Origin of the sequence: Streptomyces sp. ADMS, from assembly GCF_033441795.1 — a bacterium.
Taxonomy (GTDB): domain Bacteria; phylum Actinomycetota; class Actinomycetes; order Streptomycetales; family Streptomycetaceae; genus Streptomyces.
Window position 1 is genome coordinate 1 of record NZ_JAVFVX010000079.1, and the last position, 14,750, is coordinate 14,750.

11 protein-coding genes are annotated in these 14,750 nt (G+C 66.8%); all 11 read left to right on the top strand.

The window, feature by feature from the left end; all coding sequences use genetic code 11:
• Positions 1-2,831: SDR family NAD(P)-dependent oxidoreductase (locus RB628_RS28230; protein WP_318323340.1), on the top strand; the 2,831-nt coding region annotated here is incomplete at its 5' end.
• A 41-nt stretch (positions 2,832-2,872) separates the two neighbouring features.
• Entirely contained in the window at positions 2,873-3,724 is an 852-nt protein-coding gene (locus RB628_RS28235) for a 3-hydroxyacyl-CoA dehydrogenase family protein (RefSeq protein WP_318323341.1), read from the top strand.
• Positions 3,725-3,783: 59 nt separating this feature from the next.
• Complete coding sequence (locus tag RB628_RS28240) at positions 3,784-6,507, top strand: condensation domain-containing protein (RefSeq protein WP_318323342.1); 2,724 nt, start codon at positions 3,784-3,786, stop codon at positions 6,505-6,507.
• Positions 6,504-7,514: a TauD/TfdA family dioxygenase gene (locus RB628_RS28245; RefSeq protein WP_318323343.1), complete on the top strand. Its 1,011-nt coding sequence runs from the start codon at positions 6,504-6,506 to the stop codon at positions 7,512-7,514. Before RB628_RS28240 ends, RB628_RS28245 begins: the two co-directional genes overlap by 4 nt.
• On the top strand, positions 7,511-8,671 hold the full coding sequence (locus RB628_RS28250; RefSeq protein WP_318323344.1) for an acyl-CoA dehydrogenase family protein: 1,161 nt from the start codon (positions 7,511-7,513) through the stop codon (positions 8,669-8,671). Before RB628_RS28245 ends, RB628_RS28250 begins: the two co-directional genes overlap by 4 nt.
• A gap of 58 nt (positions 8,672-8,729) precedes the next feature.
• The gene (locus RB628_RS28255) at positions 8,730-8,996 is read left to right on the top strand and encodes an acyl carrier protein (protein WP_318323345.1); all 267 of its coding nucleotides are present in this window, start codon (positions 8,730-8,732) and stop codon (positions 8,994-8,996) included.
• Positions 8,993-10,213: a hypothetical protein gene (locus RB628_RS28260; protein ID WP_318323346.1), complete on the top strand. Its 1,221-nt coding sequence runs from the start codon at positions 8,993-8,995 to the stop codon at positions 10,211-10,213. The genes RB628_RS28255 and RB628_RS28260 overlap by 4 nt, the downstream gene beginning before the upstream one ends.
• A gap of 29 nt (positions 10,214-10,242) precedes the next feature.
• Positions 10,243-12,006 carry an ABC transporter ATP-binding protein gene (locus tag RB628_RS28265; RefSeq protein ID WP_318323347.1) on the top strand — a complete coding sequence of 588 codons (1,764 nt, stop codon included), beginning with the start codon at positions 10,243-10,245 and terminating at the stop codon, positions 12,004-12,006.
• On the top strand, positions 12,003-13,802 hold the full coding sequence (locus RB628_RS28270) for an ABC transporter ATP-binding protein (RefSeq protein WP_318323348.1): 1,800 nt from the start codon (positions 12,003-12,005) through the stop codon (positions 13,800-13,802). Before RB628_RS28265 ends, RB628_RS28270 begins: the two co-directional genes overlap by 4 nt.
• Positions 13,795-14,055 carry an acyl carrier protein gene (locus RB628_RS28275; protein WP_318323349.1) on the top strand — a complete coding sequence of 87 codons (261 nt, stop codon included), beginning with the start codon at positions 13,795-13,797 and terminating at the stop codon, positions 14,053-14,055. Before RB628_RS28270 ends, RB628_RS28275 begins: the two co-directional genes overlap by 8 nt.
• Before the next feature lie 3 nt (positions 14,056-14,058).
• Positions 14,059-14,670: a class I SAM-dependent methyltransferase gene (locus tag RB628_RS28280; protein ID WP_318323350.1), complete on the top strand. Its 612-nt coding sequence runs from the start codon at positions 14,059-14,061 to the stop codon at positions 14,668-14,670.
• Positions 14,671-14,750: the final 80 nt, after the last annotated feature.

The following is a 14,750-nucleotide window of genomic DNA, read 5'->3' on the forward strand; positions in this document are numbered from 1 at the left end:
TCGCCCGCACCCGTCACTGGCTCGACGAACACCCCACCGCACCCCCGACCCCCGAGCCGCCGCGAGTGAAGCCGGGACCGCACCCCCTGCTGGACGAGGTCCTGCTCAGCTCCGTCGACCAGTCCGTCTTCGGCACCGAGTTCGCTCGTGGCCGGCACTGGGTCCTCGACGAGCACCGACTGCTCGGCGAGGGCATCGTGCCTGGCACCACGTACCTAGAGATGGCACGTGCCGCGGGCTCTGTGCACCTCGACCGTCCCGTCACGGAAATCCTGGACGTCACCTTCCTGGTGCCGCTCATGGTGCAGGACGGGCAGCCCCGACAGGTGCACACGACGATTCGGGACGGCGGCGAAGGCCTGGCGGAGTTCACGGTCGCCAGCCAGGACCCGGTGAGCGATCACTGGACACTGCACGCCCAGGGAAAGATCGGCGTGCGCCCGCATGCCGGTGTTCCACCGCGACTGGACCCCGAACAGCTGCGCGCGTCCTGCGACATCGGCGTGCTGGACATGGGAAAGCGGCTGGCTGAGCACCAGGTCATGGCTTTCGGCGATCGCTGGCTGCGCAGTATGCCCACCGTACGCATAGGACTGCGGGCGGCGTTGGGCCGTATTGACATGCCCTCCGCGTACCGGGCCGAGTGCTCCGACCATGTCCTGCATCCGGTACTGCTCGACCTCGCCACCGGTTTCGGCGTGTTCTCCATGATGGAAACCGTTCAGGACCGGAAACGGGTCACCAGTGACGAACGGGACTTCTATCTGCCGGTCGGCTACGACTCGCTGCGTCTGTACGCACCGCTGCCGCCGCAGGGACTGAGCCTCCTCCGACCCCACGAAAACTCCCGTTTCGGTGAGGAGATACGCAAGGTCGACATCCTGATCTGTGACGACGCGGGTGAAGTCGCCGTCGAGATCGGTGGGTTCACCGTGAAACGCGTGACCGACGCGCAGAGCACGGTGGCTCGGCTGCGTCCGCATTCCCGGCATCACGTGCTGCGCTGGACCCCATTGCGGGAAGCCGCACCGGAGCGTCACGAGCAGTCGGCGAGGATGCTGGTGCTCGGCGAGCCGGGAAGTCTGGCCGAAGGGATGAGCAAGCACCTCCGGGCACAGGGGATATCGGTGACCGCGGCGCGAATTGCGCCTACCCGGGCCGAAGCGGCGGAGACAACCGACCCCGGCTTCGAGGTGCCTCCCTCGGCCGAGGGCTTCGACCGCCTCTTCGACGCCCTCGGCGACGATCCGTACGACGAGATCCTCCTGGTCGCCGGACCCGCCGACCGCATGGTGCACCAGGACACGGCGCAGCTCGCGGCGCGTTTGGACAACGGCGTCCACGGCTTGTTCCATCTGGTGCAGTGCCTGTCCCGCCGGGGCGCGATGCCGAGCAGGATCACGGTCGTGGCGCCCGATGTGGCACGGGTGACGGGACGCGAGGCCTCGACGGCACCGGTGCACGCCGCGCTGTTCGCGGCGGCGGGGGTCGTCGGCCTGGAGAGCGAGGACACCGAGGTCCGGTGCATCGACGTGGCTGACGGCACGGAGCCCGTCGCCGTATGTGCTGAACTGTTCGCGGGATCCGGACCCCGGACCGTGGCCTTGCGTGAAGGCGTCCGCTACGCGACCTGTCTCGAACCCGTCCACTTCAAACCGGCGACGGACAAGCCGCAGCGCCCAGAGGGCGTGTACCTGATTACCGGCGGTCTGGGCGGTCTGGGCCTCGCGGTCGCCCTGCACCTGAGCCGCACCATGCCGGGAGTGGCCCTGGCCCTGGTCAACCGCAGCGAGGTGCCCCCGCCCGAGGGATGGCACGAGGCGTCCGCCGCTGATCCCAGGCTCCGCAAGCAGCTCGACGGCCTGCGTGAACTTGTGGACAATGGCGCGCTGGTGCGCACCTACAGCGGCGATGTATCCGATCTGAAGGCGATGACCGAGATCGTCGCCGCCGTCCGGCGGGACCTCGGCGACATCGGCTGCGTGGTGCACGCGGCAGGCGTAGCCGGCGACGGGTTCCTCTTCCGTAAGGACATGGAGACCTTCAGGGCCACCCTGGCTCCCAAGGTGCTCGGTGCCACCGTGCTGGACCTGGCCACCAAGGACCACTCGCAGCCGCCCCCGCTTATGGTCAACTTCGGTTCCACGGTGTCGGTCTTCGGATCGGTCGGACAGAGCGACTACACCGCCGGCAACAGCTATCTCGACCACTTCGCCGACTTCCGCTCGGCGGAGGGCAGACGCACACTGACCATCGACTGGACCGACTGGCTCGGCACCGGTATGGCCTTCGACTACGAGGTGGAGGCGGACAGGGGCTTCTTCCGCTCGATATCCATCGAGGACGGTCTCAGCAGTCTCGACGAGATCCTCGCCGTGGACGAACCCCGGGTGATCGTGGGCGAGATCAACTACGAGAGGCTGGGCACAGCCCGCAGCGGACCGCTCGCCGACCAGGTGCGTCTCTCTCCGGTCCTGTTCGCCCCCTCGATCCAGCAAGCGCTGGCCACGGAACGGCAGTCCGGCGAGCCGGACGACCCGGGGGCTGCCCCCTCCACTCTCAACGGACTACGCGTACTCGGCCGAGACAGCGGCGAATACAGCGACTCCGAACGCCACCTGGCACACCTGCTGGCCGGAGAATTCGACCTCGCCGAGGTCGATATCCACGACGACTGGCTCCTGATGGGCATGGATTCACTCCAGTCGCTACGACTGGCACAGCGGATCCAGAAGGAGATGGGTGTCCGGGTGTCCATGGTCGACCTTTTCCAGTACACCACCATCGCAGCCATGGCCAACTATCTGGAAAGCCGTAAGGAACAGTCCTGAACGGCGGAGACCAGAATTCTTGCGACGGGAAGGAGAGCCCTGTGACCATACGGACGATCGGTGTCATCGGCGCCGGAACCATCGGACGCGGCGTTGCGCAGGATTTCACGCAGGCCGGATACGACGTCGTGCTCATCGATGTCTCGAAGAACCAACTTGACAGCGCACTGCGGCAGATCGGCGATGATCTGCTCCTCCACAGCATGTTCCACTCGAAGTCGCCGACGGAGGAGACCGGTGCCGTCGTCGGACGGGTGCATGCCTGCACCGACATCGGGGAGTTGGGTGCCGCCGACTTCGTAGTGGAGAACGTGACGGAGAACTGGGATGTGAAACGCGAGGTCTACGAGAAAATCGATACCATCTGCCGTCCCGGCGTGATATTCGGCGTAAATACCTCGGCCATCCCGATCACCCGGGCGGCCTCGGTGACGACGCGACCGGCCGATGTCCTCGGCCTGCATTTCATGAATCCGGTACCCCTCATGGGAACCGTCGAAGTGGTGAAAGGACATTTCACCTCGGAGAAGACGACGGACGCCGCGCTCGGGCTGCTCGGAACTCTGGGCAAGGAAGGCATCGTCGTCGAGGACTCCCCGGGCTTCGTCACCAACCGGGTTCTCATGCTCACCATCAACGAGGCGATCTTTTGCGTCCAGGACCAAGTGGCCACCGCCGAACAGGTGGACCGCATGTTCAAAGGATGCTTCGGCCACAAGATGGGACCCCTGGAGACCGGAGACCTCATCGGCCTGGACACCATCCTGAACTCGATCACCGTCATGTACGAGGCCTTCCGCGATAGCAAGTACCGCCCGGCTCCGCTCCTGGTCCGGATGGTCGACGCTGGGCTCCTGGGCCAGAAAACGGGACAGGGCTTCTACACCTACTGAGACCGCGCTCCCACGGACACGTGGACTTCCATGTTTTTCACGGCAAGGAGGGAACCCAGATGGACCACCTGCATCGACAGGCGGCCGAAAGCACCGGACCGGCCGGAACAACACAGGTACGGGAGGAGACGCTGCGCGCCGTCTTCGCCCAGGTGCTTGGTCTGGACACCGTAGGCTGCGACGAGTCGTTCTTCGCACTGGGCGGCCATTCTCTCCTGGCGATGCGACTGATCGGCCGGATTCGCACGACCCTGGGCGTCGACGTCTCCGTACGCACGGTCTTCGAGGCACCCACGGTGGCCGCACTGAGCGAACGGCTGGCGTATGAGACACCCGTGACCGTGCCGGAACTGAGGCCCCGGCCGCGGGGCGACATGATCCCCCTGGCCCCTGTGCAACAGCGGCTGTGGTTTCTCAACCGGCTGGAAGCCGAGGCGGCGACCTACAACATGCCCGTGGCCTACCGGCTCACCGGCGAACTCGACGTACCAGCGTTGCGCCAGGCCCTCGACGACGTGGTGGCCCGGCACGAGAGCCTGCGCACCGCGTACCCGGACTGGGACGACAGACCCCAGCAGGTTGTCCTCGATCCGGACGAGGCGACCGTACGGCTGCCCGTCCACGCCGTCGACGAGGCGGAGGTGGTCGAAGCTGTCGCAGCCGCGGCCGGCCACACCTTTGACCTGACCGCCGAGACCGCGCTGCGCGCGGAGCTCTTCAGGATCTCCGAGCGGGAGCATGTGCTGCTGATCGTGGTCCACCACATAGCTTGCGACGCCTGGTCCCTCATCCCACTGACCCATGACATCGAGCGTGCCTACGCCGCCAGACGCCGGGGCGTCGCGCCACGCTGGGAAGCGCTGGCCGTGCAGTATGCCGACTACGCGTCCTGGCACCGGGACCTGCTAGGCAGCCTCGACGACCCGGACAGCCTGCTGAGCCGTCAAGTACGGTTCTGGCGGCGCGAACTGGCGGATCCGTCGGCCCCGCCGCTGCCCGACGGGGCCGCACCCCGTGGCGAAGGGGACTTGCCGTCGCACGCCGGCGCCTGCGTCAGGATGTCCGTCCCGCCCGAGGCCCATCGCGCGCTGCAGCAGCTGGCCGACGAGACCGACACCAGCATGTTCATGATCGTGCACGGTGCGCTCGCAGCTGTACTTGCCCGGCACGGCTCCTCGACGGACGTAGTCATCGGCACCTCCACGGCGGGGCGCACCGATCCGGCACTCGACGACCTTGTCGGATTCTTCGCCAACACGCTGGCCCTGCGCACGGAATCAGGGGGCGACCCGACGTTCAGGGAGTTTCTCGCCCGAGTGCGGCGCACCGATCTCACGGCCTTCGCGCACCTGGACGTGCCGTTCGACCAGGTCGTCGAGAAGGTCAATCCGCGCCGGTCGGCCGGCTCCCACCCGCTGTTCCAGGTCATGCTGGTGTTCCAGAACGCGCTCGTGTCCGAGCTGCGCCTGCCCGGCCTCGGCATCCGGCCCCAGCCTGTTGACGAGGGTGTGACGCGCTTCGACCTCCGTTTCGAGTTCATCGAGCGTTTCACGGAGCAGGGTCGCGCGGCAGGCATCGACGCTTCCCTCAACCATGCGCTCCGGCTGTATCCCCCGTCGGTCGCCGAGCGGTTGATCGGCGATGTCGTCGACACCCTGACGGCCGTGTCGTGCGATTCCGGCCTGCGACTTGGCGAGATCGCACGCGGCGCGGCCTCCTCACGCACGGCGAAGGGACACCAACGGGAGCGGAGCCGCTCCCGTGACGCCGCATCGAGGGTCGCCTTTGTCTGCTCGCCCTACGGGCAGCAGTGGGCGGGCATGGCCCGGTCCCTCGTTCGTACCGATCCGGTGTTCCGGTCCGCGCTGGAGGAATGCGACCGCGCCCTGCGCCCCCACCTGGGGTTGTCCGTCCTGGAAGACGTCCTGTGCGTCCCGTCCGTCCTGTCCGACGAGAAACGCGTGAGCGACGGCGACGTCGGGGTGCTGCAGCCCGCCGTCTTCGCCGTCCAGGTCGCTGTCGCCCGATGGCTGGAGGCGTCCGGCGTTGTGCCGGGTGCCGTGACGGGCCACAGCCTCGGGGAGATCGCCGCATGTGTGATAGCCGGGATCATCGACCTGCCGACCGCGGCTCGGCTGGTGCACCACTACAGCGACCAGCAGCGACGAGTTTCCGGCCCTGACACCGGCATGGCCGTGGTGGAACTCGCGGCCGCCGAGCTGAACCGCTATGTCGGAGCGAGCGGCGGACGTGTCTCCATAGCCACCAGGAACGGGCCGCGGACCACCGGTCTGGCCGGTGACCGTGGCGAACTCCGGGCCATCCTGGCCGACTTGCAGGAACGGGATGTGCTCTGCGCGATGATCCGCGTCAACCTCCCCGCCCACGGCCCGGCGATCGATCTGATCGCGGACGATCTCAGACGGGCCATCGGTAGCCTGGCCACCCGCCCCGGCCGTATGCCCTTCATTTCCTCGGTCACCGGCCGCCCGGTGGACTGGAAGGACATCACGGCCGACTACTTCGTCCGCAACCTCCGGCAACCGGTGCTGCTCGCCGACGCGACCCGCAGGCTGCTCGCCGACGGTCACGACATCCTCGTCGAGATCAGCGCACACCCCATTCTCGCCCCCGCGCTCCAGCAGAGCGCCGACGACTTCGCGGGCGACGCGACCGTCGTCACGACCCTGCGTCGCGAGGGCGACCGCAGTGCCCTGGTCGAGACGCTGGACGCTCTGCGGCGTCTCGGACAGCCGGACAGCGAAGCAAGGGAGAAACAATGACGACATCCGCCGACGGCCTGGTGACCCTACGATTCCTTGACCACGCCCCGGAAACCCCTCTGATCATGGAACCGAGGACCGCTGAGGTCTCCCTCTCCGTCTGGCTGGGAACCCACCGTGAATACATCGAGTCGACGCTGCACCGGCATGGCGCGATCCTGTTCCGGAACTTCCACGACGGATCGGTCGAGAAGTTCGAGGAGGCGGCGCGGGCGATCTGCGCGGACCTCTTCGGGGAGTACGGCGATCTGCCGCGGGAGGGCGAGTCGGAGCTGATCTACAAATCGACCCCGTATCCCGCCGACCGTTCGATCCTGTTTCACAACGAGAGTTCCCATCTGCACAGTTGGCCGATGCGTCAGTTCTTCTCGTGCATCGTGGCGGCGTCGTCCGGCGGGGAGACCCCCATAGTTGACGGCCGTCGGGTCTACCGGCGGCTGAGGGATGACCTGGTCGAGGAGTTCAGGCACCGGAGACTGCGCTACGTCCGGAATTTCATCAAGTCGTTCGATGTCAGCTGGTCCCACTTCTACGGTACGGACGACCCCGCAGCGGTCGAACGCGCCTGCGCCGAGGCGGACACCGAATACGCGTGGGCACCGGACGGCACGCTGCGTACCTGGCGCGTCGCGGACGCCGCCCTGCCCCATCCGCGCACGGGCGAGCCGGTCTTCTTCAACCAGCTGAGCCTGCACCACCCTTCGTGTCTCGACCCCGAGATGCGCGGCGCGCTGCTCGGAATGTTCGGGGAGGAGGGCATGCCCCGGAACGTCTTCTGGGGGGACGGCGAACCGATACCCGACGATGTGGTCGGCGAGGTCCGCGACGCCCTGGAACAGGAGTCCGTCGTGTTTCCCTGGCAGGAGGGGGACGTGCTCCTCCTGGACAACATGCTCGTCGCACACGCCCGTCGGCCGTTCGTGGGCAGCCGCAAGGTCGTGGTCGCTCTCGGTGACATGATGACGGCTGGCACGTGCGGAGCCCCGGGCCTGGGGAGGCAGTCGTGATCAGCCAGCTGACCGCCGAACAACGCCACAGGTGGCGGGAGTTCCGCGCATTCGCCGACGGTGTCATCGCACCGGCCGCCGACACGATCGACGCCCGGCAGGAGATTCCCCGTCCCCTCATCCGTGAACTGGGCGAGGCAGGCTGGCTGTCCGCGATGCTGCCCGAGCGGTGGGGCGGCCGGGGGCTGGACGCGGCCCACTACGGCATGATGGCCGAGGAGTTGGGACGGACCTGCTCGAACGTGCGGAACTTCGTCGCCGTACAGGACATGGTCTCGCACGCCGTCTCGATGTGGGGAATACCGGAGCAGAAGCTGCGGTGGCTGCCGGAGATCGCGGCAGGCCGACGGATCGCGGCGTTCCTGCTGACCGAGCCTGACACCGGCAGCGACGCACAGGACGTGCGCACCGAGGCGAAGGACGACGGCTCGGAGATCGTCGTCAGCGGTGCGAAGAAGTGGATCAGCTTTGGCCAGTGTGCCGACCTGTTCCTGGTGTTCGTCCAGTACCAGGGGCGGCACACAGCGATCCTGGTGGAGCGCGACAGCCCTGGCGTGCACGTCACACCCCTGACCGACATGCTCGGTCTGCGCGGTTCCATGCTGGCCGAGATCACCTTCGAGGAATGTCGGGTGCCGGCCGACTCCGTCATCGGGCATCCTGGGTCGGGACTGGCTTTCGTCGCGGCGAACTCCCTGGACATCGGCCGCTACAGCACTGCCTGGGGCTGCGTCGGACTCGCCCAGGCCTGCCTCGACGCGTCGAGCGCGTACGCGGCCGAGCGCAGGCAGTACGGCAAGCCGCTGGCCGATCACCAGCTCGTCCAGCAGATGCTCGCGGACATGCTCACGCAGAGCCGGGCGGCCCGTCTGTTGTGCTGGCAGGCGGGCCAGGCCGCGGACCGTGAGGACGAGGACAGCCACTACGAGGCTCTCACCGCCAAGTATTTCAGCTCGACCGTCGCGGCCCGTATCGCGGGCCAGGCGGTGCAGATCCACGGTGCACGCGGCATGGGCGCCGGAGCGGCCGTCGGGCGGTTCTTCCGGGACGCCAAGGCCATGGAGATCATCGAAGGTGCCTCGCAGGTCATCCAGCAACTGCTCGGCCGATGGAGCGCGGTCGCGGGCCATCCGTCCGCCCTCGGCCCGTCGGGGTGACCGCTTCCCGCCCCCCTGCCCATCACTGCCTGTACTTCCGCACTACGAGGAGAATCGTATGAACGATGCTGTGCGTCCCCGGGTCCATGACTTCCTCAAGCCCAAGCTGGGCGGCCATTCGCTCTCCGAAAACGACGACATCTTCGCTCTCGGCTACGTCAACTCCCTGTTCGCGATGCAACTGGCCCGGTTTATCCAGCGGGAGTTCGATTTGGAACTGACCCCCGGCGACATGAACTTCGACAACTTCCGGACCGTGGACGCCATTGTCCGCCTGGTCGATGCCAAGACGGGAGCGCGGACCACGCCGGAGGTCTGTCCGTGACCCGGCCTGAACCCATGAAAGTGGCGGGCCCGCCGAGCGGCGTCGTGGCCACGGGCATCAAGCTCTCCTTGCCGATCCCGCTCTCGCTGGCGGACGAGATAGGGCGCCGCATTCTCTTCCTGTCTTCCGACATCGTCGACTTCGAACTGGTCACCGACACGGCTGGCGTCACCGGCGTGACGGTGTATTCAGCCGAGCCGCTCGACGAGTCGGCGGTGACCCGCAAGATCAACACGGCCCTGGATATTGACGTACGACCGCAGTTCGCCACCCCCGCCAGAGTGGTGTGGCGATCCCCGGTCAGCCGCGAGGTGGCTGAGGGCACCTACGAAGAGCTGGCCAGGGCGGGCGTGGTCGTCCAGACGGGCGAGGGCCAGATCGCCCTGGGTGAGCCGTTACTGGAGCTGTTCCACTACTTCGACCGTGCCCTGGTCGACCTGCTGAAGAGCAGTGTCGAGATCCTGCAGTACCAGTACCCCACACTCATCAGCACCGAGACGCTCCAGACCGCCGGATACACCTCGGCTTTCCCACACCACCTGTTCTTCATCACGCGCCTGCACAACGACATCGACGTCTATCGCGACATCCAGAACACCTACGCGGACACACCGCTCGACGAGCGGCTGCTGCGGTTCTGCCGAAACGTCGACTACTGCCTGCCGCCCACCATGTGCTATCACACCTTCAGCCAGTACCGAGGCACGACGGTGGGCGCCGACGGTCCGCAAGCCGTCACCGCGCTCGGGAAGGCGTTTCGCTTCGAGGCCGGCTACGCCACCACGATGGAGCGCCTGTGGGACTTCACCATCCGCGAGATGGTCTTCATGGGCACCCGGACTGAGGTTCTCGCCCTGCGCGAGCTGATGATGACGAAGGTCTTTGACTTCCTGCGGGAACTTGGCCTGAGCGGCCACTGCGAGGTGAGCAATGACCCCTTCTTCGGCGGCGCCGACACTTCCGACCGGATCTTTTCGCAGCGCATGATGGAACTCAAATACGAGGTACGGCTCCCCGTGGGAAGCGACCGTACCGTGGCCGTTGGATCGTTCAACTTCCACACTGACCTTTTCGGCCGCTCGTTCGGCATTGAGCACAGCGACGGCGGGCCCGTTTCGAGTGCTTGCGTGGGCTTCGGCATGGAGCGCCTTGTCTACGCCTTCCTGTGTCAGTTCGGACTCGACAAGACCAACTGGCCCCCCGGCGTCCGCTCATGAACACGCACGCAGAAATGAGATCCGCATTGATGAGAAGCCAGGACACCCATCCCGGTGAGCGGGACGTCAGCGGGGCACTGCGATATCTCTGGTGGCTGGTCACCTGCCAGCGTCGGCGGGTGATTCTCGCGGCCGTGCTGGGGGTCGCCTGGATGCTGGGCCTCGCGCTGACGCCCTACCTGCTCTCCCGCGCCGTCGACGACGGCCTGCGGACGGGGAACTACTCCTCGCTGGTGAGCTGGGCCCTGGTGCTTCTCGTGGTGGGCGTGCTGAACGGTGTAGTTGCGATCACTCGTCACCGCACGCTCACGAAGGTACGGCTGGACGCCGCCTTCCGGACGGTCAGCGCCGTCGGCGAGCACTCCACCAGACTCGGCAGCACGCTCAGCCGTAAGGTCACGGCCGGCGAGATGACCACGATCGGGATCGGCGACGTGTGGGTGATCAGCAACTCTCTGACCATCGCCGGTCCGGGGGTGGGTTCCGTCGTTGCCTACATCGTGGTGGCCGGGCTGCTGCTGTCCATTTCGCCGCTGCTGGCGCTGATCGTGTTGCTCGGGGCGCCCGTGGTCGCGGCGGCCGTCGGACCGCTGCTCGGCAGACTGCGCGATGTCGGGTCGGACTACCGCGAGCGCCAAGGCGAGCTGACGGCCCAGCTGGTCGACATCGCCGAGGGCCTGCGCCTGCTCAACGGCATCGGCGGCAAGGACCGCTTCGCCGATCGTTACGGTCGGGAGTCCCGGCGGCTGCGCGACGAGGGCTTCCGGGTCGCGTCCCTCTCCAGCTGGGTCCCCACCCTCGGCATCGGCTTCCCCCTGCTCTTCCTGGCCGCCGTGACCTGGCTGGCCGCCAGGATGGCCGCCCAGCACACCATCTCCATCGGAGATCTCGTCGCCGTCTACGGTTATGTCGCCTTCCTCGTGCTGCCGGTCAGCGAGCTGATCGAAAGCGGCTCAGACCTTTCCCAGGCCGTGGTGTCCGCGCGGCGCGTCATCGCGCTGCTGAGACTGGAACGGGACGAGGCGGCCACGCCCGCCACGGGCGAGGGGCCGAGCGGAGCGGCCGGACTGCGTGATCCGGCCTCCGGCGTCGAGGTCGCCGTCGGCTGCTTCACCGCCGTGGTGAGCGCCCGGCCGCAGGACGCCCAGACGGTCGTCGAACGCCTGGGCGGGTTCCAGCCGTCGGAGGCCGTCTGGGGCGGCATCCCGCTCGACTCCGTGGGCCCTCGACAACTCCGGGATCGCATCTTGGTTGCGGACAACGAAGCCGACATCTTCGCTGGCACGCTGCGTGAGGTCGTTGCCGGCCGGCTGGATCCGGATGACGACTCTGTCCGCCGCGCGCTGCACCTGGCGGCCGCGGAGGATGTCGTCCACGGATTGCCCGATGGACTGTCCTCAATCGTCGAGTCGCAGGCCCGCAACCTCTCGGGGGGCCAGCGACAGCGTGTCCGCCTCGCCCGCGCCCTGCTCGCCGATCCCGAGGTGCTCCTCGCTGTCGAGCCCACCTCGGCGGTGGACGCGCGCACCGAGGCGACGATCGCGGCCCGGCTGCACGACGGGCGCAGCGGCCGTACGACGATGGTGACCACCACCTCCCCGTTGGTGCTGGACCGGGCGGACGTCGTGCACTATCTGGTCGAGGGCCGGGTTGCCGCGACGGGGACTCACGACAACCTCTTGAAGCAGGAACCCGGATACCGTCGGTTGGTGTCCCGGGGCTTGGACGACGAGCCCGAAGCCGGGCCGCACGAGGGCATCGTGGTTGTGCCGGCACCGAGCGAGGCGCGATGACCGGCACCGGGCTGGCAGGTGACCAGCTTCCCACCGCTTCTGCCGTACAGGCGCGCCGCGCGGCGTTTGGAATCATCCGCCGGGAGAAGGGCCCGTTCGGCTCCGTCCTTCTGCTCAACGCGCTCGCCACCGTCGTCGGCCTCGCCGGGCCCTGGCTGTTCGGCCACATCGTCAACGCTGTCGAGGCCGGGGACGTCCACCGGATCGATCAGCTCGCAGCGCTTGTGATGGTGTTCACTCTGTTGCACATCGGCCTAACCCGCCACGCGCGCTACCTCGGCGCACGCTTCGGGGAACGGATCTCCGCACAGGTCCGTGAGCAGTTCCTCGCCAGGATCCTCGGCCTGAAACCCGCTGCCGTAGAGCGGATGGTCACCGGCGATCTGGCGGCCCGTGGCGCCGGTGACGTCACGAACGTGGCCATGACCCTGAGTGCCGCCGGCCCCGATGTGCTGGTCGCGACCGTCCAGGCCCTGTTCATCCTCATCGCTGTCTTCCTCGTCGATCCCCTGCTCGGTACCTGCGGTGTGGTCGGCCTCCTCGGCATTGTGGTCGCGACCCGCTGGTACCTCAAGCGCGCCCGGAGCGCTTACCTCGACCTCGGCGAGGCCAACTCGGTCCTCGCCGAAGAACTCGTCACTACGGTCTCCGGCTCCCGTACCGTGGAGGCGCTGGGTCTTGAGCAACGACGGCTCGCGGCGATCGCTGCGGCCACCGAGCGCGCCCGGCACAGCCGCCTGCGCACGCTGACACTGCGGACCGTGCTCTACCCGACCATCGACATCTCCTACTACCTGCCGCTCGTCGGCGTCCTGCTCGTCGGTGGCTCGCTGTACGACCGGGGCGTCCTCAGCCTGGGCGTCGTCGTCACTGCGGTCCTCTACCTCCGGCAGCTCGCCGGTCCGCTGGAGACCATGGAGATCTGGATTGACCAGCTCCAGAGCTGCGCGGTGTCGTTCGCCCGGCTCGAAGGGCTGAGCACGCTTCCGAGCTCCCGCCTCACCGGCACGGACGTGCCCGAGGACGACCGGATCGAGGCCGTCGACGTCCGCTACGCCTACGGCAAGGGGCCGGACGTGCTGCACGGTGTCACCTTGACGGTGAGGTCCGGAGAACGCTTGGCTATCGTCGGGGCGTCGGGCGCAGGAAAGTCCACTCTGGGGCGGCTTTTGGCCGGCATCGACGCACCGCTCAGCGGTGCAATGACCGTGGGCGGAGTCCCTGTGGCGGCCTTGCTGCCCGAGCAGTTGCGCCGCCAGATCCTCCTGGTCACTCAGGAGTACCACGTCCTGCGAGCGTCGATTCGTGACAATCTGCTCATCGCCAGGCCGTCGGCCTCCGACGAGGAACTGCTCACAGCGATGGCCACCGTCGGTGCCCGCTGGCTGGACGACCTGCCCGACCGTCTGGACACCGAGCTGAGCCCCAGCCGGCACCGGCTCGACGGCGGTCAGGCCCAGCAGCTCGCGCTGGCCCGTGTCATCCTCGCTGACCCACACACCGTCGTGCTCGACGAAGCCACCGCGATGCTGGACCCCACCACCGCTCGTGATGTCGAACGCTCTCTCTCCGCTGTCCTCAATGGCCGCACGGTGCTGGCCATCGCCCACCGGCTGCACACCGCTCACGATGCCGACCGGGTGGCCGTCATGGAGGGAGGCAGGCTCATGGAAATCGGCACGCACGACGACCTCGTCGCGAGTGGAGGAGCCTACGCGGAACTCTGGCAATCGTGGCACGGCCACCGGCCCGCCCGTCCGAAAGCCAAGGAGGAAAATGCCTCAGCCCATGAGTGAGTCGGAAGAAGACGGGATGCGTACGGCTGAAATTCTCAGGGAGGTGGCCAGGGCCTTCGAGATCCCGGAAGTCGGCGTGGGTGACAGCTTCGCAAAACTCGGCGCGAACTCCGTGGGGTTGCTCCGCCTGATGTCCGCTATTCAGGAGAAATTCGACGTCATCATCGATCTGGTTGACATATTCCAGGTCAAAAACGTGGCCGAACTGGTGACGCTGGTGGATGAGGTCTTGGCGCGCAAGAAGGAAAGGTAGGTCATGGAAGAGAGCACGGGTTCGCTGTGGGAGCAGACAACTGATGTCGACTACATGCGTAAGGAAGGGCGGGACACTCACCCTTCCTATGACTGGCTGAACGGGAGGCTCGTGGAACTCTACGATGACACCGTCGTGGATTTCCTTGACTGCGGCGTGATGTCGGGCACCACTTACGCAAAGCTCAAGGACACCGGGCTGTCCTGCAACTATACTGGAATCGACATCGGTGAGCCGTTGCTGGAGTCCTGTCGGAGCAGGTTTCCCGAAGCTCGGTGGCGGTACATGAGTGTCACGGATCTCAGTTTCCCCAGCGGCGCTTTCGATGTCGTGAACTGCCGTCATTTGCTGGAGTCCCTTCCCTACTACGAGACCGCGGTGCGTGAGATGTTCCGCGTTGCCCGGCGGCATGTGGCCATCTGCTTCTTTCAGCCCCCGCGTGATCCGGAGGCGCTGCTGCGGCGCGACACGGCAGGAGGCTACATATGGCTGAACCGATATTCGCCTGGTCCGTTCGAGGATCTGCTGGCCAAGCTCTCCGACACGGTTGAACGTATCGATATATCGCAGGGGCGGCGTACTGATCGAATGTACTTCTGCACCAAGAGTGTTTGAAGGTCTGTGATCCGGGCGTGAGGTTGCTCCTTTATTTGCTCCGTCGAATTGTTTCGGCGATTCGATGCCGACCGGAGGGT

Excerpts from the sequence above, each read along its gene's own strand:
- RB628_RS28240 (WP_318323342.1), top strand. The coding sequence starts at position 3,784 with ATGGACCACCTGCATCGACAGGCGGCCGAAAGCACCGGACCGGCCGGA.
- RB628_RS28245 (WP_318323343.1), top strand. The coding sequence starts at position 6,504 with ATGACGACATCCGCCGACGGCCTGGTGACCCTACGATTCCTTGACCAC.
- RB628_RS28255 (WP_318323345.1), top strand. The coding sequence starts at position 8,730 with ATGAACGATGCTGTGCGTCCCCGGGTCCATGACTTCCTCAAGCCCAAG.
- RB628_RS28265 (WP_318323347.1), top strand. The coding sequence starts at position 10,243 with ATGAGAAGCCAGGACACCCATCCCGGTGAGCGGGACGTCAGCGGGGCA.
- RB628_RS28270 (WP_318323348.1), top strand. The coding sequence starts at position 12,003 with ATGACCGGCACCGGGCTGGCAGGTGACCAGCTTCCCACCGCTTCTGCC.
- RB628_RS28275 (WP_318323349.1), top strand. The coding sequence starts at position 13,795 with ATGAGTGAGTCGGAAGAAGACGGGATGCGTACGGCTGAAATTCTCAGG.
- RB628_RS28280 (WP_318323350.1), top strand. The coding sequence starts at position 14,059 with ATGGAAGAGAGCACGGGTTCGCTGTGGGAGCAGACAACTGATGTCGAC.